Source organism: Buttiauxella sp. 3AFRM03 (genome assembly GCF_003675305.1).
Classification (GTDB): Bacteria; Pseudomonadota; Gammaproteobacteria; order Enterobacterales; family Enterobacteriaceae; genus Buttiauxella; species Buttiauxella ferragutiae.
The window spans coordinates 779534-801983 of sequence record NZ_CP033076.1 but is presented as its reverse complement, the minus strand read 5'-3'; the positions used below and the strand labels follow the sequence as shown (position 1 = coordinate 801983).

Genomic DNA, 22450 nt, shown 5'->3' with positions numbered 1-22450 from the left:
TTATCTATCTTTGAATGATTATTCAAAATTAAATCGATTCAGCATTGGTCGCTCACATGAATTGATTTAGGATTCGCCTCGTTGTTTTTGCAGGCAACACATAGGGCTCGTAATTAGATTTTTTGATTTGCTTAGGCCTCGTCCGAGGCTTTTTTACCGGTTTAGTTCAGCAGGCAGAACGGCTGATTGCAAAATCAGAAGGGCGGTGGTTCAACTCCATCAACCGGTACCAGTGCAGTCAATTGATATTCAGGCGTTTTCACCTCAATGAGTGCCTGGGTGGGTTTGATTCCCACTGGCTGCTCTTTGCAGTGATTTTTATATCAGGCCCTTTAGCTCAGTAGGTAGAGCAACTGACTTGTAATCAGTAGGTCACCAGTTCGATTCCCGCTGACCGCTCCAAGAATAATGCTTTTCAGTCTGCGAAGATGGGATAACCCGGAGTGACTGGAAAGCGCATTCGGCTGGGTATTGGCTTCAAAACATTTTGTGCGGGGCTGTTCAAAATGCGAAGTCAGTGCCCAGCCGAATGCAATAATCAACCCGCCAGGTGCGGGTTTTTTTACGCCCAAAGGTTAATGAATTGCCTGCTGATACAGCAATAAACCTTTCAGCTTGCTGCTTTATCGAACCAGAGTTATCTGTATGTCACGCCAAAATCAAGGATAAAAGACATGCTAAAACAGCAGGATATGACGGAAACAGCAAAAGCAGTTTTCAAAGAATTAAGCGACAAGCCCGCAACTGTTGGGGAAATTGCACAGAATACACATCTGACGCGTGAACGATGCCAGTTAATACTGACGCAGTTAGTAATGGCGGGTTTATCGGAATACCAGATTGGATGTTACAAGCGCCTCCATTAAGGAGGCTTCTGCAGTGAAAATGGGCGGCTGGTGGGTGTTGTAGCACTCAACCAGCCATTCGCTCATGTCTAATGGTCACAAGCGAACCAGGGCCCACCGCTTTAGCGCTAAAGCAAAGTGAGCCTATCAGAGACTCGTTTACTGATCTATGAAAAATACTGTAATTTTAAACAGTGTTGAGTTGTTCAACGCTGATTGTCTTCAGGTTCTTGCCTCCCTTCCTGAAAATTCCGTCGATCTCATTGTTACCGATCCGCCTTATTTCAAGGTGAAACCAAACGGTTGGGATAACCAGTGGCGGGGCGATGAGGATTATCTGGCCTGGCTTGATAAATGCCTGATTGAGTTCTGGCGGGTATTGAAACCCAATGGCAGTATCTACCTGTTCAGTGGTCATCGCCTGGCGGCAGATATTGAGCTGCTGATGCGCCAGCGCTTCAACATTCTGAACCATATCATCTGGGCAAAGCCTTCAGGGCGCTGGAATGGCTGCAATAAAGAAAGCCTGCGGGCTTACTTCCCGGCTACTGAGCGCATTCTCTTTGCAGAGCATTACCCGGGACCGTATACGCCCGACAGTTACACGGAGCATTGCCGCGACGCTAAACAGCATATCCTGGCACCGTTGATTGATTACTTTCGTAATGCACGCGCAGCGCTGGGTGTTACGTCAAAAGAAATTGCTGATGCAACGGGTAAGAAGAACATGGTTTCGCACTGGTTCGGTGCCAGTCAGTGGCAGCTACCGAATGAAGCAGACTATTTAAAGCTTCAGGCATTGTTCACCCAAATAGCCGCCTCAAAACATGTGAAACAAGAACTGGATAAACCACACCATCAGTTGGTGGAAACGTGGCAGTCGTTAAACCGGAAATATTCTGACCTGCTGGGTGAGTTCAAAGCTCTCCGGCGACCATTTGCTGTTTCAGTGTCTGTTCCGTACACCGATGTATGGACCCACAAGCCCGTCCAGTTCTATCCAGGCAAACACCCATGTGAAAAGCCGGCCGATATGTTGCGGCAGATTATCAGCGCCAGCAGCAAACCCGGCGATGTTGTGGCCGATTTTTTTATGGGGTCTGGTTCGACGATAAAGGCGGCTTTTTCTCTGGGGCGTCGGGCGATAGGCGTGGAACTGGAAGGTGAGCGATACGGGCAAACACAGGATGAAATTCGGCAGTACATGGTACCGAAGTCTGTATAGGGTAAACTTTTGTAAGTTGAAACATTTCGGCATCAAATATCAATAACAACACAAATTAACTATATAAGATTCGCTTCGTTGCTTCGCAGGTAACAGATAGCGTAACCATTGATTGATTTGTTTGTAACTTGAATCCTGGATTTACTTAGGCCTCGTCCGAGGCTTTTTACCGGTTTAGTTCAGCAGGCAGAACGCCTGATTGCAAAATCAGGTTATCAGTGGTCCACCGGCCTTAGGCCTGTTTTACAATCGAATTTGGCAACTGTAAAGCAGGACCCCAAAGGAGTTAAATTGAGCGAGTTTACCCCCATTATTCGTAGCCGTACGGAAAAAGCCTTCAAAGAATTCACCTTATCTGCTTCTGTTTTGGGGTTCTCAAGAACGAAGACAACGCTCTGGACTCGGCAGCGTATCACTCATGCGGTGGATTTTGTGAATCTTCACCGCCAGCGCAGCATAAATGCGTCAGTCACCATTGAGGTATCCTTCGGAATCCGTGTGCTTAACGATGAGCATCCCGGATTAGCGCTAAATGGTCCTTGCAGTGATGCTGAAAAAACACGTATGGGGCGCTATCACTTCCGGTTTAATGCGGTTAGTGGCAGCACCTATGAACGCTGTATCATGGACCTTGAGCGATTTCTCATTGAAGTAGGTGAGCCGTGGTTCCGGCAGTTCGCGGATACCGACAGTCTGCTTGAACATGCTGATTCACCGTTGGACTCGAAGGAAAAGGATCTTCTGATAGAGGCTCTGATGGGCAATGCAAACCCTGATAACTTGGTTTTTTCGTGCAAAGAGCTGGGTATCAAGATGTTTGGCTGAATAGCCGTTTTAATAATATGACTGGTGCTAAAAACGTAACTGAGTCATAGACACTGACATTGTTGTGCTATGACTCTCAAGCCTCGCTTATCGCGGGGCTTTTTCTTTTCTGCTTACACGCAGTATCGAAGCCTCATCCTGTGCTGACCCTTTACTGGTGGCTATCTATCTTTGAATGATTATTCAAAATTAAATCGATTCAGCATTGGTGGCTCACATGAATTGATTTAGGATTCGCCTCGTTGCTTTGCAGGTAACACATAGTAAAAACCCATTGGCTTGGAATTGGATTTTTTGATTTGCTTAGGCCTCGTCAGAGGCTTTTTTACCGGTTTAGTTCAGCAGGCAGAACGCCTGATTGAAAAATCAGGATGGCAGCGGTTCAACTCCGCTAACCGGTTCCAATGCGGTTAATTGATATTCAGGCACCTATCCCATCAATGAGCGCCTGGGCGGGTTTGATTCCCACCGACCGCACCAAATGCTTTTCAGCCAACAAAAACGGAATAATTCCTGAGTGGCTTGAGAGCGTATCAGTCTGAACGCTGGGTGTTCCCATATTGCTTTATACGCTTGTAGGTTCATGCCGCTCAGCGTTCAGTCTGATACTTATCTGTGTATCGTTAGTAATCTTCCGAATTGAGTTCTCGTTTTACTCAGCCCCTCATGCGGGGCTTTTTTCATTGCTAAAACATGACCGAGCCATAACCACTGACATTGTTGTGCTATGACTCTCAAGCCTCGCTTATCGCGGGGCTTTTTTATGGACTAAATCCCATGCCATTTAAGCCGCCAGAAGACGAAATTGCGGGGTATTTCCTCGTTGCCATTTTTACGGGCCTCGGTGTGTTATCGAAGATTGCCCACAGTATTCTTTCTGGCATCCCGACATCATTCTGGGGCGCGGTATGCCAAATCATCATCTCAACATTTGCAAGTGCACTCGTGCTGATGCTCGCGGTGCGTTTTCAGTGGCATTACACCGGAACGGCAGTCGCCTGCGGAATATCATCCTGGTCCGGCGTAACAGTCGTGAATTTGCTTGAAAAGAAACTGCTGTCTCGCCTGGGCAGTAAGAACATGAGGGGGTAGGCATTTATAGTTTTTTAAATGGCAAAAAACTCCCGGCATTAGCTCGTTGTGCCGGGAGGGGGTATTGTAATAACTGATTACATTTAGCTCTCCCAACTTACATCGATAGCTTCCCCGTCGAGGCTAATGCCTACAGCAAGAATTTGGTCGCTGTAATCGGAATCGATCATGTAATCGAGAATAAGTGGCGTTTTATGGCCATGCCATAGTCCAATGTTGTGTAGTCGCATTTTTTGCACAAAGGCATCGGCGGATGGTATCCCTTCTGCACTAGCCCTTATCAGCTCTGCGATGACTGGGCTCTCCGCTAACTCATTAACATGATATTCAAGATAATGTGGATCATCCTTGGTCAGATGGTTACATAACTGAATGCGAGCACGGGCGTCAACTGAGGATATGTTTGTTAGTAGCGCAGCAAATGCATCCAACTGTGCCATCTGGAAAGAGGTGTTTCCTTCAATCCAAACCATGGCATCGGTCTCAGTGTTGTTAATAGCGATCTTTCCTTCCCACACAACATCGGGGCCGTGTGAATTTAGACTGTTCAACGTACCGAAGTACGGGTGTTTGACTGAGCTCATTACAAATCCTTTGTCAGGGAAAATCTGGTAAATATCCATTGAAAACAGGTTTAGCCTCACGGCAGCGAACGCAAAAGCTGTATTTCGCGCTAATGAGTAAAACCCTGCTTGATCGCGACCCGCCCAGTTGCTTCCGCAATTCTGAACTCAGGATCGGCGGTGTCTTAGTTTTGATGGTGTCAGGCCGGATAATGCGGGTCAGGATACGACACTGTGGCGTGATGCAACAATAGTAGAGGGGTCTCAGGTTTAAACATCCAACTCTCAGTAGTCTGAAAAGGTACTTCCTGGGAAATAAAAACACCGAGGGGCTTTAGACGCGCAAAAGCGCGCTATTTATGAAAATTTTCAAGGAATGTATTTGCCGGTTTCTTTTGGGGTGATTTTATGGCTACACAAGAGGAGGTAGCGCGCCATATTAATGTTTCAGAACGGACGCTCCGGGGCCTCACCAAACTGGCTGGATCTCCCAAACCACGCGGGCGCGCGGGATACGACATGGATGCATGGCGTCTGTTTTACATTGATGTTTTGAGGCAGAGAGTCCCGCCCGGACACCCCCTGAACAAACCGGCAAATGAACCGGCAAATGAGGGTGACGAACAAGGTGATGACATTGAGCGGGAGATCCGTTTGCAGGAGGCGCGTATTCGCCTCACTGAGGCACAGGCCCTTGCTCAGGAACTTAAAAACCTGAGAGATGAAAGGGTGGTTGTTGATACAGCTTTTTGCTCCTTTGCACTCTCCAGGCTGGCAAATGATATCGCTTCCATTCTGGACTCCATCCCCCTTTCTATGCAGAGGCGCTTTGTTGACATTGATAAGGCGCAACTTGAATTTCTGAAAAAATTGATCGCCAAAGCGATGAATAACGCTACCGCAACCAGCGGAAAAATCCCGGAGATGCTCGATGAATATATCGACAGCACAAGTTGAAAATATGGTCGTAGCCGCTGCGGCAGGGCTTGCCAGTTTGCGCCGCCCCTTACCTATGACGGCCGTTGAATGGGCGGATGACTGTTACTATTTGCCGAAAGAATCAAGCTACAACACCGGTGCCTGGATAACGCTGCCTTTCCAGGTGGCCATCATGAATGCCATGGGTAATGATGGGATCCGCACCGTCAACTTTATCAAATCTGCCCGCGTCGGTTATACCAAAATGCTCCTGGCGGTAATGGCTTATTTTGTGGAACATAAAACCCGTAATTGTCTGATGTTTCAGCCAACGGATGCGGATGCTGAGAACTTCATGAAGTCACATGTTGAACCTACCATAAGGGAAGTTCCGGCACTGAAGCTCCTGGCTCCCTGGTACGGCAGGAAGCATCGTGACAACACTCTATCCATGAAACGCTTTTCGCATGGCATGGGACTGTGGTGTCTTGGGGGGAAGGCGGCCAAAAATTACCGTGAGAAATCGGTTGATGCGGTGATGTATGACGAGCTGGCCGCCTTTGATGCGGATATTGAAAAAGAAGGCTCACCGACGCAACTCGGCGACAAGCGCATAGAAGGTTCCATCTGGCCAAAATCCATCCGTGGTTCCACACCAAAAATAAAAGATAGCTGCCAGATTGAAAAAGCGGCACGAGAGTCTGATCACCTGCTGCGCTTCCACATTCCTTGCCCGCATTGTGGTGAGAAGCAGTTTCTCAAATGGGGGGATGATGAGACGCCGTATGGCCTGAAGTGGGAGCAGGGTAAGCCCGAATCCGTTTATTACCTGTGCGAGCATCATGGCTGCGTTATTTATCAGGCTGAACTCGATCAGACCGATGGCCGGTGGATTTGCGAAAATACACACATCACCACCCGTGATGGTCTGGCGTGGTGTGATGTGAATGGAAAAGAAATCCCGGCGCCGCGCTCCGTCTCATTCCACATCTGGACCGCATACAGCCCCTTTACCACCTGGGTGCAGATTATTTATGACTATCAGACGGCACTCAAAGATCCGAACGGCATGAAGGGATTCTGGAATACCACGCTGGGCGAAACGTGGAGCGATGCCGTAGGTGAAAAACTTGAGCACGATATTCTGCTGGAAAAAGTCGCCGTCTATAAATGCAAAGTTCCTGGCCGCGTTGTTTACCTCACTGCGGGTATCGATTCCCAGGGGGATCGTTTCGAGGTGTATGTCTGGGGGTGGGCACCCGGCGAGGAGGCTTTTCTCGTCGATAAAGTCATTATCATGGGGCGACCAGATGATGAGTCCACGTTGATGCGTGTCGATGCGGCAATCAACGCGCGATATGCCTGTGAGGATGGTTCGGAAATGACCATCAGCCGCACTTGCTGGGATACCGGTGGTATCGACCCTGTTATTGTCCATAAACGCTCACGCAAGCATGGCATCTTTCGCGTCATCCCAATCAAGGGCGCCAGCGTTTACGGAAAAACAGTTATCTCCATGCCGCGCACGCGTGGTGAGCATGGTACGTATCTTTGCGAAATCGGTACCGATACCGCCAAAGAAATCCTTTATGCACGCATGGCGTTAACTCCTTCTGATTATTCAGTGCCGACCCCGATGGCCATGCACTTCCCTGCGGATCAGGACATCTTCTCTGAGGTGGAGGCGAAGCAACTGGTTGCTGAGGAACTCATTGAAAAGTATGAAAAGGGAAAGAGAAAACTTCTCTGGGACAACAAAAAACGTCGCAACGAGGCGCTGGACTGTCTTGTCTATGCTTATGCCGCATTACGTTTATCCATGCAGAAATGGCAGTTAGATCTTGATGCCCTGGCGGCGTCAAGGAATGAGAAAACCAGTAACGAACCTGATATGGCTGCTGTTTATGCTGCTCTGGGAGGGTAAATGTTCACATCAGCCATGCTGACTGAGGCCGAACAGGCACTTCACGCGCTTCAGATCGGAAAAAGAATTGTATCAATATCAAAAGACGGGCGGCAGGTTCAGTACAGTCAGGCCAGTATTTCAGAGCTGCGGTTTTACATCGATGAAATCCGAACCGCGCTGGGCCTTCCATCCAGGCGCTTACCGCCGGCGGGGGTGCGTTTATGACACATCCTGTGCTGGTTGATGTGCACGGAAATCCGTTAAGTCGTTCGATGGGTTATACCGGCGGTGGTGTGGGGTTTGGTGGGCAGATGGCAGAATGGACACCTCTGTCCCAGAGTGCTGATGCCGCATTACTCCCCACGCTGAAAACAGGTAATGCGCGTGCTGATGACCTGGTCCGGAATAATGGGCTGGGTTCAAATATTATTCGGCTACACCAGGATCATATCGTAGGACACATGTTCCGCCTGAGTTACCGACCAAACTGGAAGTTTCTCGGCATGAACGAGGCGGATGCGCAGGCATTTGTTGATGATGTTGAAGCGGCCTGGCTGGAGTTTGCCGACTCACCGTACTGCAAAATTGATATCGAAGAGAAGCGCACCTTTACCGAATTTATTCGTGAGGGGGTCGGGGTTCACGCCTTTAATGGCGAGGCGTTCATTCAACCCGTCTGGGAAAATAGTTCCAGTAGTCTCTTTCGTACGCGTTTTAAAATGATCAGTCCGAAGCGTATTGAAAATCCCTATAACGGCATGTCGACCGCGTCGCGCAGGGCGGGTGTGGATATTGATAAAAATGGCAAGGCCGTCGCGTATCACGTCCGCGAGGGCGACCCATACTTTATGGGGACGACCCGTTATCTGCGCATACCCAAAACGATGCGCAATGGGCGTCCGGGCATGATCCACATATTCCAGCCGACAGAGGATGGCCAGACGCGTGGCGCGAACCGTTTTTACAGCGTCATGGAGCGGATGAAAATGCTGGACACTCTTCAGGCCACTCAGCTTCAGAGCGTGATCGTTAAATCCATGTATGCGGCTACTATCGAATCGCAAATAGATACGAAAGAGGCGATGGCATTTATTGCCGGCGCTGATGAAGCAGTGAAAGCATCCAGTCCATTAATGAAAATGCTTCTTGAGCAGGCCAATCATTACACGAATGTGAACGTCAAGCTGGGTGGGGTTAAAATTCCCCATCTTTATCCTGGTGATGCGTTAAACCTCCAGTCTGCACAGGATTCTGATAACGGCTATTCCGCGCTGGAAAAAGCTATTCTGCGGTATATCGCGGCGGGAACGGGCGTGTCTTACGAGCAGCTTTCACGGGATTACAGCGAAGTGAGCTACTCCAGTGCGCGTGCCAGCGCCAATGAATCGTGGCGTTACTTTATGGGAATGCGCAAATTTATTGCCGCCCGCCAGGCTTCGTTGATGTTCGGATGCTGGCTGGAAGAAGTGATTGCCAGAAAGCTCATTGTTCCGCCACGCGCAAGATATTCATTCTGGGAAGCCCGCCCCAGCTGGCAGCGCTCGGAATGGATAGGCGCGGGTCGTATGGCTATCGACGGGCTCAAGGAAGTGCAGGAATCCGTGATGCTGATTGAAGCCGGACTCAGCACCTACGAAAAAGAACTGGCGAAACTGGGTGAAGACTACCAGGAAATTTTCCGTCAACAGGTGCGTGAATCGCAGGAGCGTGCGGCAGCGGGCCTGCGCCCTCCGGTGTGGATCGCGAACACCTACAACCAGCAAATCGCTGACTCACAAAAGAGCGAGGAAACCAATGCCGCAACGTAATCTGGCGCATATCGCCAGCATGGCCTTTAACGAGCCGCTCTTACTTGAACCCGCCTATGCGCGGGTTTTCTTTTCTGCGCTGGGTAAAGAAATCGGGGTTAGCCGGCTGAACCTTCCTGATGAGCAGCTCACCACGTCGGACATGAATGCCATCACCGCAAGCTTCATGACCGAGGGTAAGCGTGAGGCACGGTTTTATCAGGTCAAAAACGGCATCGCCGTTCTGCCGGTGACCGGAACGCTGGTGCATAAGCTCGGCACCATGCGGCCCTTTTCTGGCATGACCGGTTATGACGGGATTATCGCCAGACTGGAGCAGGCGATTTCTGACCCGGAAGTGAAAGGGGTGCTGCTGGATATCGATAGCCCTGGCGGGCAGGTGGCCGGGGCATTTGATTGTGCGGATGTTATCGCCCGGCTAAGGGATGAAAAACCCATCTGGGCGCTGAGTAATGATATGGCCTGCTCGGCGGCCATGCTTATCGCTGCGGCATGCAGCTACCGACTCAATACCCAAACAGGGCGAATGGGGTCGGTGGGTGTTTTGATGGCGCATTCAAATTATTCAGGCGCACTGGAGCAGGCCGGGCTCGAGGTCACGCTGATTTATGCCGGCAGCCATAAAGTTGACGGTAATCCGTATGAAAAGCTTCCTGAGGATGTCCGCGCCGATTTTCAGGCAAAAATAGACACGGCGCGTGACATGTTTGCCCGGAAGGTTTCTGGCTATATGGGTATGTCCGTTCAGGCCGTGCTCGCTACCGAAGCTGCTGTTTATGATGGCGAGAGCGCCGTATCAATCGGATTCGCCAATCAAATAGTTAACAGCGCCGATGCAATTGACGTCATGTCAGCTGCGTTAAATTTAACATCACCAACACGAGGTATCTCAATGTCACATGAAGCCGCGCTGCAAGAACGCCAGCGCATCACAGCGATTATTGCTCATCCCGATGCCGTTGGCCGTGAGGGACTGGCGAGCGCCCTGGCTATGCATTCCGACATGCATGCTGAGCAAGTGACCGCGGTTTTGAAATCCGTGCCTGCGATGGTGGCACCCGGCGCTGACGTTGTCGCATCCATCATGGGATGTGATGCAGCTAAAGGGCGCGAGGCGCTGGCGGGGGTTTTAAGTCAAGAGCCAGGTATGACGCTGGTCACTGCGGAAAGGATCATGTCAGGCGTCCCGCTGGGAGCATCTGATGCATTTGTCCAGTTTATGGAGAAGGAAGGCGCTCAGGCAGTTGGTGGTGATAATGCCGACATTCAGAATGGAAAAACCTCCCGTCTGGCCTCTTTTTTAAAGAAATAAGGGTGAACAATGATGACAGAAACTGAAGTTCGCGGCGACAGCCATATTTTTTCAGGGAGTGATCCCGCCCATACCGCCATCGGCAGCGTGGCATTCTCTGCTCCCACGCTCGCGCTCACACCACTGATGCTGGATGCCACTGCCGGCGTTCTCGTTCCGTGGGATGGGGTCACGGCGGGGGCGGCGGTCGCCGTACTGGCACTTGACCACAATGGTGTGGCGGTCACGGGGTCGTACTACAAATCAGGCACGTTTGATATGTCTGTGATTTTGTGGCCGGCGGGGGTGGATAGCGTTAAGCAACGAAATGCCTTTGTCGGTACGGCAATCAGCGTCGCGTAATTCAATTTATTATCAAAAACAGGTCGCCCCGGGCGGCCTTTTTATTTAGAGGTTCATTATGGGATTGTTTACCACTCGCGAGCTGATTTCAGTCACGCAGGAAAGCGTTAAATTTCAGGCGTTGTTTCTGGACTTATTTTTCAGGCGAGAAATCACGTTTGATACTGAGCAGGTCATGCTCGATAAAATCACCGGTAAAGCGCCTATTGCCGTCTATGTCTCTCCAACCGTGCAGGGCAAAGTACAGCGTAATCTTGGCGGCATGACGCGCACCCTGAAACCGGGTTATGTCAAACCTAAACACCAGGTACGGCCAGACATGGTTGTTGACCGCCTGCCGGGGGAAGATCCAGCCTTACTACAGGACCCGGCCTACCGTCGCGAACGCATCATTGCGCAAAACCTGCAACTGGAAGAGCAGTCCATTGTGCAGGTCGAAGAGCAGCAGGCCACCGAAGCCGTGTTATATGGCCGATACACGATGACCGGTGAGCAGTTTGAGCCGGTAGAAGTGGATTTTGGTCGTCGCCCGGAAAACAACATTACTCAGGCAGGCGGGGCAGCCTGGTCAGCTCAGGATCCTGAGACATTTGATCCAACTTATGACCTCGACATGTACGCCGACCAGTCCACTGGCGCGATCAATATCGCGGTCATGGATGGTCTGGCCTGGCGTACGCTGAACAGCTTCAAATTGTTCCGCGAAAAACTCGATACCCGCCGTGGCTCAAACAGCCAGCTGGAAACGGCCCTTAAGGATTTGGGCGGGATTGTGTCGTTTAAAGGGTATTACGGTGAACTCGCGATCGTTGTGTCCAAAAACCAGTATATCGACAGTGAAGGCAATACCGTCCGTTATATGCCAGAAAATATCATCATCATGGGCAACACCGACGCAGGCGGTATTCGCTGCTACGGCATGATCTACGATGCGAGCGCGCTGGCTGAAGGTGTTTCGTCGGCTAAACGTTACCCAAGAAACTGGATCACGACCGGTGACCCGTCCTGTGAATTCACCATGACGCAATCCGCGCCGCTGATGGTATTGCCCGAGCCTGATAAATTCGTCGTCATTCAGATCGCTTAACCGGTTAACAGGGCGGTGAGACCGCCCTTTGGATATAAAAATGGAAAAAAAAGACATCATTGCGCGCCTGAAGCTGTTGTCTGATGAGCTGGGGCGTGAAATTGAAACGACCGGGTCGGTTGTTGATCTTGAACTGCGCCTGCGTGAAGCAGAAGACGAATTTGCAGCGATTAATGGTGATGACGGGGTGCATAGCGAGGGCGGTGTATCAAGCCAGGCCGCGGCATCAATGATCCATCAAACTGATTTATCATCGAGAGAACGGATTAAGGTGAAACCGTTAACTTGCCTGCATCTGAAAGTGTTCAATCCACGCGGGAATCTGATATCCAAATGTGTGCCACCTGGCGAGATGGTGGAAATTGCATCCGGTGATTTTGACCATAAAAAGATGATCAAAGGCGGTTAAAAATGGCGTTCGATAATCTTTTTGATGAAGCCATGTTTGCTGCTGACAATGAGATTATCGACGCCATGGGGGTTAATGCGGTTATTGACATTAACGGCATTAAAACCCCTGTTCGTGGCGTATTTGATAATCCGGATGCAACGGCAACATTCAAAACGGGTGGCCGGGTGCAGACGACTGCTCCCACCTTGTTCGTCAAGAGCCATAGTGTCGACGGAGTGAAGGAAAAGGACCTGGTTGTCATCGACGGTGAATCATACTGGGTCGAGAAAATCGGACCGGATGATACGGGCAGTCGGGTGTTGACGCTCGGCACCGGAAAGCCAGGAAAACCAGCGGCTGGCGTACCCGGCCCCAAAAGCTGGAGCGGAAGTGAATGAGCGTCAGAGGATCTCGCGGGCGTCGCAGCTCGCCCTTTGAAATCGATCTCGGTGAATTGCAGTCGCTGGGGGCGGCACTCGGTGCCACCGCTAATCAGATGCGCCTTGCTTACAGCCGCGCACTCAATCGAACCGTACAGACCCTGACTAAAGCGTCCGTGAAGCTGATGAGGCAGGAGGCGGGGATACTGGACGCGAAAACCATTAAGCGCCGCGTCCTTTCCTTCGAACATCAACGAGAGTCGGCTCGCGAACTGGGTGGGATGAAGTTGTGGTATGGCCTCAATCAAATCCGCTTAAGTGAGCTCCGGGGGCTGATAGAGGGCAGTGCCTCCTGGCAGGATGAGCATCATAAACTTCGCGACCCGAAAACGGGCCGGTATGTATCAGACCGGGAAACGTCGACCGTACGTTTCAGACCGCGTGGTGCCGCATTAAAGGATACGGATTTTATGGATGCGTATGTGGGCGAGAATCGGAAGGGCAAAAAAACTATTTTTGTTCGTGGTGAACAGAACAGGAGGCGGGAGGCTGAAATGGATATTTACGCTCCCATGCTGGATAAAATCGAAGATGATATTTTTCAGCGAATACCCGAAATTTTTTTGCACCACTACGAGGTGGATTTGAAGGGCCGCGTGAAGGCAGGGATCCATACATCATTACGCGGTAAACGCTCAGGAGGGTGATAATGCCATCATATACACAGCGGCAATATCACGATGCAGTTATTGCTGAACTACAACTCATTGACTGGCAAAAGGATGTTGGATTTTATCCTGATACCAGAACTCAACTAAAAACCCCTGCGCTGTATTTTTCCGTTGATAGCTGGTCACGCGCTGACAGTGGTACCGATCAGTTACATATCGACCAGGACTGCAGTATCTGGATTGTGGTGGATCGCAGTCTTGATATCGATAGTCCTGAGTTATGTGCCCGTGAGTATGCGGCGGATATATCACAGCTGGTTGAAGGGCGCACTTTCGGGCTGGATATTGAGCCTGCTGTTTTTCAGTCGGCCACGATGGACAATTTAGATCCTGGGCTAAAAGATTATTACGTCTGGCGCGTCAGTTACGGGCAGGAAATTCCACTTGGTCGTGATCTGCATGACTTCCCACGCACACCGCTGAAGCAGGTTTATGTCAGCTCGGTACCGGATATTGGCCTCGATCACATCGATGATTATGATCCGATGTTCCCGGAGAAACTAAGCGATGAGTGACGCCATACTTTCAGATTTGCAGCGCCGGCTGGGTAACCTGGTTCGTTCTGGCGTCATTGCCGATGTGCAGCCATCCCCATTGAGAGTAAAAGTCAAAATCGGTGACCTGATAACTGACTGGCTTCGACCGCAAATGCCAGCCGCCGGCGCGGTGAGTATTTCGTATCTCCCGACGGTGGGCGAGGGGGTGCAGGTTATCAGTGAGTCCGGGGATTTACGCAATGGCGTTGCACATCTTGGTCTGCATACCACCCGTCACGAACCACCGACCACCGAACCCGGGGTCTATAAAATACAGTTTACCGATGGCAGTGCTATCACCTATGACAGTCACGGTACCGTGCTGGCTATCGAGCTGGCAGGTGGAGAAATCAGTCTGACCGCTTCGCCCGAGGGCTGGGTTTTTAAGGGAAAAGTCACGTTTGAAGATGCTGTTGAAGCAAAACAGACTATCGATGCGGAAGGCAATATCGGCACCAGGGCTGAGCTATCAGACAGCAAAGGAACGATGGCCGGCGTGAGAGAAATCTTCAATGGTCATGATCATGATGAAACAGATTCAGTAACATTGCCGCCGAATCAGCCGATGTAATGCCCCGCCATTGTGCGGTTTTTTTATGGGTGAAAATATGAAGGGCATGAACGCACAAACCGGGCGACCGCTCAGCGGTGATGCTCATTTAAATCAATCCATCATTAATATTTTAACCACACCGGTGGGAACACGTGTCCTGCGCCGTGATTACGGCAGTAATCTTTTTAATCTGATCGACTCCCCTCTGGATGGAATACTTGTTTCGAATATCAGAAAAGAAACTGCCATTGCGATTAATCGCTGGGAACCCCGACTAAAAATACAACGAGTTTATGTGCTGGCGGCGGGTAATGGTTTTATTGAAGTGGGCATTGAAGGCGTGAACCTTGAAAGCAGCACGTTTTTCCGCAGCGGTCGCGTGAGGTTAGGATGACAACAAACACCATTGATTTATCACAGCTCCCCTTGCCTGATGCTATTGAAGAGATTGACCCGGAAGTGATCATTGTTGAGTGGACACAGTCACTCGTGAGCAAAGACCCGAACTATACCGGCCTGGTTGAATCAGATCCGGCGTACATCCAGGGGGAAGCTGTTGCTTTTCGTGAAAGCAATCTCAGGGTACGGGTCAACGAGGCGGTGGGGGCAACATTTCTGGCCACTGCCGGAGGGAATGACCTCGATGTGAAAGCAGCCGATTACGGCGTCCCACGTCAGCTGATAGACCCGGGCGATCCTGACGCGATACCGCCGCGCGACCCGGTTTATGAGAGTGATGATGAATTCCGCTCCCGTGTATGGTTGTCCATGCAGGCGTTGAGTGTCGCGGGGCCCTATGGCGCATATCTCTATTTCTCGCTATCAGCCTCACCCGATGTGCTCGATGCAAAACCGTATGGACCGGAGCATCATGACTTACCGGGTGAAGTGCATGTGTATGTTTTATCGAGAACGGGTAATGGTACCGCCGACCAGGCGCTTCTCGATACGGTTCTGCTGGCCCTTAATGATGAAGATGTCCGACCGCTAACCGATTACGTGACGACTTATACCGCTGTGATAACGACTTACACCATCGAGGCGACGTTGCACATTAAACCCGGGCCTGATCCGCAAAGCGTCCAGGATGCTGCATTACAGGCGGCGCAGGCGTATGTCGACAGTGTGCACCGGATCGGTCAGATTGTTGCTGAGTCAGGTATTTATCAGGCATTGCATCAACCTGGTGTAGACCGCGTAACGCTAACCTCCCCAGTGGGTGACTTAAAACCGGTCATGGGTCAGGCATTTTATTGCTCTGGCATCACTCTGAGCATGAGTCTGGAGACAACGAGTGGATAAACTGAAAACACTGTTGCCGCCGAACGCCTCACCGCCTGAAATTGCATTAGAAAATACCCACGCTGAAAGAATTGAAGCCATACCGGTCCCCATCAGACAAATACGCCGCCCACTGTTAACACCCCGCCAATTCATTCCCTGGCTTGCGTGGGATAATGGCGTGACATGGTGGGAAGAGGACTGGACGGAAATTCAAAAACGCCAGGTCGTGAAAGCGGCACCTGAAATAAATAAGCGGCGCGGGACCATTGGTGCCGTAAAGCGCGCGCTGGCCTCGCTTGATTATTTGACCCGTGTTGTTGAATGGCATCAGGAGTCACCCAAAGCCACACCTTACACGTTCAGAGTGATTATTTTCGGAAGTGAAATCTCGGAAGCCGTGCTGGATAAACTCATAAACCAAATTAATGATGCTAAAAATGTCAGAAGTTACTTATCGGGTATTGAAATTTCATCAAGAGCAGTGAGGGGACGGTTTTATATCGGTGGTGCTGTTATTGCGAATATTACTGCGGAAATAGGAATTCAATAAATCATGAGTGAATATTATTCAATTATTACTGATGCCGGGGCAGCACTGGAAGCGGCTGCAATAGCCGGTGGCCCGCCAGTGGTATTAACCCAATTTGCGGCGGGGGATGGCGGTGGTTTCCCTGTCGCCCCAATGCCACCACAAGTCGCACTGGTCAATGAAGTTTATCGTGGGAATTTGAGTAGCCTGACCGTCGGTGAGCAGCCCAATGTCATGGTGGCACAGGGTATTATTCCCAAAGAATCGGGTGGATACACCGTGCGGGAGATAGGGATTTTCACCCAGGAAGGGATTTTATACAGCGTCAGTAACTATCCCGATCAGATTAAGCCTGCACCTGATAGCGGTTATGCAGCAAAACTAGAAATCCGTTATTCACTTGCCGTTTCAGGTACTGAAGATATTACGTTATTGCTGAAACCCGGGGATTATCTGACGGAAGAACGGGCGAACACGCTCTACCCTCGCACGGTTAATAGCCATTCCCCTGATTCCGCTGGCGCAATTAATGTCACAACGATTGATATTTTCCGTGACCAGGCCATTCAGATTGGCGATGCAGTAGACCTGAATACACTTGTTGAGCCTGGGCTTTATTATCAGCCATTAATTTTACAAGCCCAAACTGGCGCGAACTATCCAGAGCCAACCGCTGGCTCGTTAGAGATCCTTAAGCATGCCGGGATCACTCAGGTTTTTCGTGTCTATGCTGGCTCGCGTTCTTACAGCCGCTCATTTAGTGAGGGTGTCTGGTCGGGGTGGTCACTTGCTTTTAATGCTGAAAATCCGCCAACAGCAGGAGGCATAAACGCAGTAGCCAAAACTGGGGACACCATGACAGGTGCGCTGGGGATGGAATTTAACACCACGGGCTGGCCTGGTGGCGGGGCAGCTGCTGACCAATTAACTAATGAAGTGGCACCGATTTTTACCCATGTCTATTCAGCGGGTGGGAATATGTATTTACCGCTAACAAAAGCGGTAGTGCAGACAGCCGGGATTGGTTATCTGGCATCAAGTGATTTCGGTGTATTTGTCGATGGTGGGAATAAATGGCCCTCACCGTGCATCAATTCAGTTAATGACAGAGGTGAAGTCCATCAATGGATATTTGACCCCAACCTTGCAGCAGGAAGCAACTCAACCCGATTCACATCCAACGGCAACATACTTGGCGCGGTATTCAGGGGGAGTAATTTAGTTATTCACCTGGACAGCCTGGTTAATGATATTCAATTTGGTGCAATGCGCTGGCAGGATTATGCGGGCGGCGGTCAGGTTATCGCGGGTAGTGGTGAAGTGTTATGTGGTTTGCAAGAGCAGCAGGACGATAACGAAATACATGGTTACTGGTTCAAGCCGCAGCAAAAATTTATTAATGGTACCTGGATAAATGTGATTGGGTGAATGATGCAAAATATTAAAAATTTCAAGGCAGTACTGCCATCTGTAGCCGATGCAAAAAAATTCGGTGAGCGTGTTAATTCGATTCAGTTTTTCCTGTCTGAAGACGGTCGGGACTGGTATGAATGCCAGGCGCTTTTTGCCGACGATACCATCAAGATTATGTACGACCAGAATGGCGTCATTGTCGCAGTAGTCGATAAGCCCGTCCCGTCGCGCGGTAACACCCTTGCGGTATCCATGTTTAACCCGTCAGGAAGGAGTGTGGCAGAAGTTGAATCCCTGCCGGAAGGGTTCGCTGTTGGCCAGTTTGTCTTTGATGGTGTGAATATCACCCCTCGTCCAGTGGTGGCCCCGAGAAAAAACTCGCGGCTTGATGTCATGCAAAAGGAACTGGAGCAGCTTAAAACTATGCTGATGAGTAAAACTGGCGGGATACCACAACCAACCTGACTGATACCTGCCATACCGGTTCAACGCTCTGACCACACTGGCGCAAGGCATGAATTAACCACAACCACCTTCGGGTGGTTTTTTTATAAGGGAAAAATATGGAAGTGCATGGCATCGATATGCAAACAGCGGGTGGCAATATCTACCCGATTGCGACAGTGCAAACGGCGGCGATGGGTATCGTGGGTACCGCGCCGGATTCAGCGGGGGCCGTAGCCGCATCACTCATCACGGGGACGTCGATTCTCGATAACGTGATGACCTGGTCTGCCACTTCACGCTTTCCTGGCATGCTGGGGAATGGGCTGAGTGTTACGGCCGTCCTGGGAGATACCACCATCACCGAGACGGCTGCTGCTTTCTCCGCGGGGGTATTAACTATCACACTGGTTGCGCCAGCGGGTGTCTCCACGACGACAGCGGCTCAGGTTGTTGACGTCGTTAATGCACTTGAAACGCCCGGCATTCTGGCTGCGTTGAGTGGTACCGGTGCTGGTATCGTCACGCCATTTCAAAAAGTGCCGTTAACGGGCGGAATGGACGAACCCTTTCCGCTGAATACCCCATTTGTCATTTATGGCAGCCAGACGCAAGCCGATCTTCTCGGTACCGCGGGTACGCTTCACACGGCAATCAGTGAAATCTTTGAGCAGACCGGCGCGCTGGTTGTGGGTGTTCGCGTGGATGAGGGGGCTACCAGCCCGGAAGCCATCGCTAATATCATCGCGGGAATTGATATTTTTCTGTCGGCACAGGCCGCGGTTTCAGTGACACCGAAGATTTTGATCACCCCTGAATTTTCCGAAGATGACGGTGTGGGTAAGAAACTGGAATCTGTGGCCACGCAGCTGCGCGCGGTGACTTATCTGGACAGTCTCCCGATGGCCACGCCTGCCAGCGTCATCCAGCGCCGCGCACTTTATGGTGAGCGCGTTGAGATCCTGCGACCGCGCCTGAAGGTCACAAATGCTAAGGGCGAGAAAATTTATCGTCCGGCTTCTGCTTATACCGCAGGGCTCCGGGCCCGCATCGATGACGAGCTGGGTTGGTGGTGGTCAAAATCAAATCAGGCGATGTACGGTTTTGAAGGGCTTGAGCAGATCGACAGCTGGTCAATCGGCGATGAAAACACCGTTGCCAATCAGCTCAACATGAACGGCGTCAGTACCATCATCAATTATGGCGGATCCCGGCACTGGGGGAACCGCAACTGCAGTATCGATCCGCTGCGCTGGTTTGAGGTGGCGGTGCGTACCGATGACATTCTGCGTGATTCCATTCAGTCCGGGCTCTTTCCTTATATGGATAGACCACTGGACATCATGCTCGCCAATGATGCCGTGGCGTCTGTGACTGCTTATCTGAAAGAGCAGAAAGACCTGGGTGCCATTCATGGCGGAACGGCATGGCTTGATCCCGAAATCAACACCGCAGAAACCATCCTGGCAGGTCATCTGTATGTCGATTATGACTACGGTTTCAAATCACCGACCGAGCGTATTACCTGCCGTGTCCGTCTGAATCCTGATTATGCTAAAGGTGGCACGCAATGACGAAAACATTTTTAACCCGCTGGGCGCTTTATTCCGAAGGCTCTCATGTGGCCAATGCGTCGGAATACACGCCGCCGGCACTCGGTATCACTGAGGCTGAGTTTCGTGCTGGTCACATGGATATGCCACTGGTTCTCGATGATGGCATGGAAGCGATGAGCGTCACCATCAAACTGGTGGGCGCTGATGAACGTATTTTGTCGCTGTTTGGTTTCCAGTCGGGTGGCAATCCTCGTTTTGTCGTCCGTGAGGGATATGTCTCCGGAAAAAACAAAAACCTCCTCGAGGACAAAATGGAGGGGTTAATTACGCGCTATGAATCCGATGCCAGAACGGAGGCCGATCGTGCCAAAAGCGGCGTAACCATCACACTGCGCCCGTCTTTATATTCGCGAACCATCGACGGGAAAGAAGTGATTTATATCGATGCTATCAACGGCGTGCGGCGAATTAACGGTGTCGATCAGTTTAAAGACATCACCGATTTTGTGATGGGTAAAAACCTGTAATTCATTCCCGTTATCGGTCATTAACGGGCGCTCCGGCGCCCTTTTTATATTTAAGGATTTTGTTATGACATACCCGGCAGAAGTGAAAGTTATTACGCTGTATACCGCTATCAAGGATCAGCAGGGCAATGAACTGACGTGCCTTTCGATGCGTGAGCCGAAAGTATTTGATCGCCTGAAATTCAGCTATCTGACCTGCTCCGAAGATGAGAAGGATTTAATCATGATTGCTGATTTATGCGGACAGGACGTGGATGTTCTGAAAGGATTGACGATTGCCGATTACAAACAGCTTGAGGATCAGTTTGTCGTTTTTATGGTTCCGCCACAAAAACGGGCGGCGTTGCTGAAGAAAATGGGATATCAGAAAGAGAAATCCAGCGGGCAATAATTAAATTATCCCTGACCATGCAGGGGTGGCAACCCTCTGAAATCACCAATTTACCTTTCCGCGTATTCGTTGATTTCTTATCTCTGACAAGGAAAAAGTAATATGGGCGTGGTATCAAGCGCGTTTAAATCAACGGTGACGTTTGGCGGGGTGGTATCGAGTAGCTTTAAAAGCTCACAAGCCACACTTATCGACGGTATTAAAAAAACTACGGCAGAAAGCGCCAAACTGACCAGGCAGCAAACTGAGCTGACAAAAAAAATCAAAGCCGGTACGGCGGCAGGCAAGGATGTCAGTAAGCTTCAGAAAAAATATGAGGCGTTAGGGAAAAGCATATCCGATGCTAATGCGGATGCGGCCAAATTAAATCGAACGCTCAAAGCAAGAAAGGTGTGGATGACGCCGCTGGCCGGCTTGTCAAAACATACCGGTTTAACCGGTCTTGCTACCGGCGTGGCGGGTGGATTGAGCAGCCGCTTTAGCGGGATCAGGGAGAGGGGGGTAATCCCGAGTGCATTGTCTGCCGCGGGTCAGAATGCGGGGCTTTTCGGGGCGTTAACCACCGGACTGGTGGGAGGGGCGTTTGCTGTTAATGCCTCGACAGCCGAGCAGGCTGGTGTGGCGAAAGGTTATGGCGTCAGCCTGAATAAGTTCAAAGCCTGGGATGCCGTAGGTAAGCAGATTGGTATGTCGGGTGAGGCATTCGGTGATCTTGCTGAAGAGCTGTCGAATAAAATCGGTGAATACAAAGCCCTGGGCGAAATGTCTGCGGTCAGTGACGCTTTTAAGGGGTTGGGGATAGCTGAGAGCGAAATTTCAGGGAAGACGAACGAAGAGCAGATGGCCTTCATCTTAAACCGTGCTGCGCAAGTGAAGGATGAACAGGTAGCCCGATCGATGGTGGATATGATCATGGGGGGTGAGGGTAACAAAATACTCGCATTTATGAAGCTGTCCGGGCGGACGTATGAAGAGCTGATGTCCGCGCAGGAAAAGTACATCCTGACGACCAAAGAGGGGGAGGAGGGGGCCATTCGTGGGCAGATGGCCATGTCCAGTATGTGGACGGCATTAAGCAGTGCTGCACAGGAAGTCACAGGCACACTGGCGGGCGAACTGGCACCATCCATCACGAAATACGCTGATGAGTTTTCAACCTGGTTCAGAACGGGCGGCAAAGACATACTGGTTGACGGGATTACTGGTTTTGCGACGTCAATCAGTGATTTCTGGACAAATCAGCTCAGTCCGGTACTCGCCTCTCTATGGCAAGGGTTGCAGGCTCTGGCCGAAAAAATACAGGAATGGTTCCCCTCCGTTGATGTTGAAGTGAGGCGCGCAAAAACAGGAGAAGAGGCCTACCAGATAGGATGGCGGGAGTCTGAGGAGTCACAGCGGAAATACGCAGAAAATCGCGGTGAGGATTTTGTTTTTGATCCCGGGAAGGCCCGGCAGGATGCGCTGGCTATGATGCAAAAATGGGAGGGTATTAAAAGTGAACAATTATTTGAAAGGGCCACACCATTAAATGAAAGACCTGCTCCGAAAACCGCAGATGAAAAATTGCTTTCATTTTTAAATGATACACAGGCTCCTTTATCTCCTTCAGGTGAAACGCAGACACCTGGCATCACTCCACTACAACAATTTCCAATCAATGTTACCGTGCAATCCACACCAGGTGATGATGCCGTTTCAACGGGGAAAAAAGTCGCAGGTGAAGTTTTTAATATTCTTAATCCAATCGCTGGCGGTAATAGCATTATGACACCTGCATCACTGGGAGGATGAT

The 22450-nt window shown here is 50.6% G+C and carries 26 protein-coding genes and 2 tRNA genes; 27 read left to right on the top strand and 1 reads right to left on the bottom strand.

What is annotated here, in order from left to right:
• Nucleotides 1-155 precede the first annotated feature (155 nt).
• From D8682_RS05080 to D8682_RS05055, 6 genes are all read left to right on the top strand, one after another.
• A tRNA-Cys gene (locus D8682_RS05080) sits at nt 156-232 on the top strand.
• A gap of 442 nt (nt 233-674) precedes the next feature.
• Nucleotides 675-866, top strand: a complete 192-nt coding sequence (locus D8682_RS05075; protein WP_121813694.1) for a TrmB family transcriptional regulator — start codon at nt 675-677, stop codon at nt 864-866.
• Between the two features lie 148 nt (nt 867-1014).
• On the top strand, nt 1015-2070 hold the full coding sequence (locus D8682_RS05070; protein ID WP_121813693.1) for a site-specific DNA-methyltransferase: 1056 nt from the start codon (nt 1015-1017) through the stop codon (nt 2068-2070).
• Between the two features lie 291 nt (nt 2071-2361).
• Nucleotides 2362-2895, top strand: a complete 534-nt coding sequence (locus tag D8682_RS05065; RefSeq protein ID WP_121813692.1) for a hypothetical protein — start codon at nt 2362-2364, stop codon at nt 2893-2895.
• A gap of 327 nt (nt 2896-3222) precedes the next feature.
• Nucleotides 3223-3299 (top strand) — tRNA-Phe (locus tag D8682_RS05060).
• A gap of 373 nt (nt 3300-3672) precedes the next feature.
• Nucleotides 3673-3987, top strand: a complete 315-nt coding sequence (locus D8682_RS05055) for a hypothetical protein (RefSeq protein ID WP_121813691.1) — start codon at nt 3673-3675, stop codon at nt 3985-3987.
• Between the two features lie 83 nt (nt 3988-4070).
• On the opposite strand, the gene D8682_RS05050 is transcribed toward D8682_RS05055, so the two are convergent.
• The gene (locus D8682_RS05050) at nt 4071-4571 is read right to left on the bottom strand and encodes a DUF2004 domain-containing protein (RefSeq protein WP_162302985.1); all 501 of its coding nucleotides are present in this window, start codon (nt 4569-4571) and stop codon (nt 4071-4073) included.
• Nucleotides 4572-4958: 387 nt separating this feature from the next.
• Between D8682_RS05050 and D8682_RS05045 the strand changes: the two genes are divergently transcribed.
• The 21 genes from D8682_RS05045 (at nt 4959) to D8682_RS04945 (ending at nt 22449) form a co-directional block, all read left to right on the top strand.
• Nucleotides 4959-5507: a terminase small subunit gene (locus D8682_RS05045; protein WP_162302984.1), complete on the top strand. Its 549-nt coding sequence runs from the start codon at nt 4959-4961 to the stop codon at nt 5505-5507.
• Nucleotides 5482-7392, top strand: coding sequence for a phage terminase large subunit family protein (locus tag D8682_RS05040; RefSeq protein ID WP_121813689.1), 1911 nt, complete (start codon nt 5482-5484; stop codon nt 7390-7392). The genes D8682_RS05045 and D8682_RS05040 overlap by 26 nt, the downstream gene beginning before the upstream one ends.
• Nucleotides 7393-7599, top strand: coding sequence for a gpW family head-tail joining protein (gene gpW / locus D8682_RS05035; protein ID WP_121813688.1), 207 nt, complete (start codon nt 7393-7395; stop codon nt 7597-7599).
• On the top strand, nt 7596-9182 hold the full coding sequence (locus D8682_RS05030) for a phage portal protein (RefSeq protein ID WP_121813687.1): 1587 nt from the start codon (nt 7596-7598) through the stop codon (nt 9180-9182). The genes gpW and D8682_RS05030 overlap by 4 nt, the downstream gene beginning before the upstream one ends.
• Nucleotides 9169-10494 carry a S49 family peptidase gene (locus D8682_RS05025; protein ID WP_121813686.1) on the top strand — a complete coding sequence of 442 codons (1326 nt, stop codon included), beginning with the start codon at nt 9169-9171 and terminating at the stop codon, nt 10492-10494. Before D8682_RS05030 ends, D8682_RS05025 begins: the two co-directional genes overlap by 14 nt.
• A 9-nt stretch (nt 10495-10503) precedes the next feature.
• Complete coding sequence (locus tag D8682_RS05020) at nt 10504-10836, top strand: head decoration protein (protein WP_121813685.1); 333 nt, start codon at nt 10504-10506, stop codon at nt 10834-10836.
• A 58-nt stretch (nt 10837-10894) separates the two neighbouring features.
• Nucleotides 10895-11923 carry a major capsid protein gene (locus tag D8682_RS05015; RefSeq protein ID WP_121813684.1) on the top strand — a complete coding sequence of 343 codons (1029 nt, stop codon included), beginning with the start codon at nt 10895-10897 and terminating at the stop codon, nt 11921-11923.
• 40 nt (nt 11924-11963) lie between these two features.
• Nucleotides 11964-12332, top strand: coding sequence for a DNA-packaging protein FI (gene gpFI, locus D8682_RS05010; protein ID WP_121813683.1), 369 nt, complete (start codon nt 11964-11966; stop codon nt 12330-12332).
• 2 nt (nt 12333-12334) lie between these two features.
• Nucleotides 12335-12712 (top strand): head-tail joining protein, encoded by a 378-nt coding sequence (locus D8682_RS05005; RefSeq protein ID WP_121813682.1) that lies wholly within the window; start codon nt 12335-12337, stop codon nt 12710-12712.
• On the top strand, nt 12709-13401 hold the full coding sequence (locus tag D8682_RS05000) for a hypothetical protein (protein WP_121813681.1): 693 nt from the start codon (nt 12709-12711) through the stop codon (nt 13399-13401). The genes D8682_RS05005 and D8682_RS05000 overlap by 4 nt, the downstream gene beginning before the upstream one ends.
• Nucleotides 13402-13403: 2 nt before the next feature.
• On the top strand, nt 13404-13940 hold the full coding sequence (locus D8682_RS04995; RefSeq protein WP_121813680.1) for a hypothetical protein: 537 nt from the start codon (nt 13404-13406) through the stop codon (nt 13938-13940).
• Entirely contained in the window at nt 13933-14532 is a 600-nt protein-coding gene (locus tag D8682_RS04990; RefSeq protein ID WP_121813679.1) for a phage baseplate assembly protein V, read from the top strand. Before D8682_RS04995 ends, D8682_RS04990 begins: the two co-directional genes overlap by 8 nt.
• 25 nt (nt 14533-14557) lie before the next feature.
• The gene (locus tag D8682_RS04985; RefSeq protein WP_238392819.1) at nt 14558-14908 is read left to right on the top strand and encodes a GPW/gp25 family protein; all 351 of its coding nucleotides are present in this window, start codon (nt 14558-14560) and stop codon (nt 14906-14908) included.
• Nucleotides 14905-15816 carry a baseplate J/gp47 family protein gene (locus D8682_RS04980; protein WP_121813678.1) on the top strand — a complete coding sequence of 304 codons (912 nt, stop codon included), beginning with the start codon at nt 14905-14907 and terminating at the stop codon, nt 15814-15816. The genes D8682_RS04985 and D8682_RS04980 overlap by 4 nt, the downstream gene beginning before the upstream one ends.
• Nucleotides 15809-16348, top strand: a complete 540-nt coding sequence (locus tag D8682_RS04975; protein WP_121813677.1) for a phage tail protein I — start codon at nt 15809-15811, stop codon at nt 16346-16348. Before D8682_RS04980 ends, D8682_RS04975 begins: the two co-directional genes overlap by 8 nt.
• Nucleotides 16349-16351: 3 nt before the next feature.
• Nucleotides 16352-17755: a phage tail protein gene (locus D8682_RS04970; RefSeq protein ID WP_121813676.1), complete on the top strand. Its 1404-nt coding sequence runs from the start codon at nt 16352-16354 to the stop codon at nt 17753-17755.
• Nucleotides 17756-18205 (top strand): hypothetical protein, encoded by a 450-nt coding sequence (locus D8682_RS04965; protein ID WP_121813675.1) that lies wholly within the window; start codon nt 17756-17758, stop codon nt 18203-18205.
• Between the two features lie 98 nt (nt 18206-18303).
• Complete coding sequence (locus D8682_RS04960; RefSeq protein ID WP_121813674.1) at nt 18304-19758, top strand: phage tail sheath subtilisin-like domain-containing protein; 1455 nt, start codon at nt 18304-18306, stop codon at nt 19756-19758.
• Entirely contained in the window at nt 19755-20267 is a 513-nt protein-coding gene (locus tag D8682_RS04955; RefSeq protein ID WP_121813673.1) for a phage major tail tube protein, read from the top strand. Before D8682_RS04960 ends, D8682_RS04955 begins: the two co-directional genes overlap by 4 nt.
• Nucleotides 20268-20331: 64 nt before the next feature.
• Nucleotides 20332-20658 carry a phage tail assembly protein gene (locus D8682_RS04950; RefSeq protein ID WP_121813672.1) on the top strand — a complete coding sequence of 109 codons (327 nt, stop codon included), beginning with the start codon at nt 20332-20334 and terminating at the stop codon, nt 20656-20658.
• A gap of 102 nt (nt 20659-20760) precedes the next feature.
• On the top strand, nt 20761-22449 hold the full coding sequence (locus D8682_RS04945) for a hypothetical protein (RefSeq protein WP_121813671.1): 1689 nt from the start codon (nt 20761-20763) through the stop codon (nt 22447-22449).
• The last annotated feature ends 1 nt before the right edge of the window (nt 22450 follow it).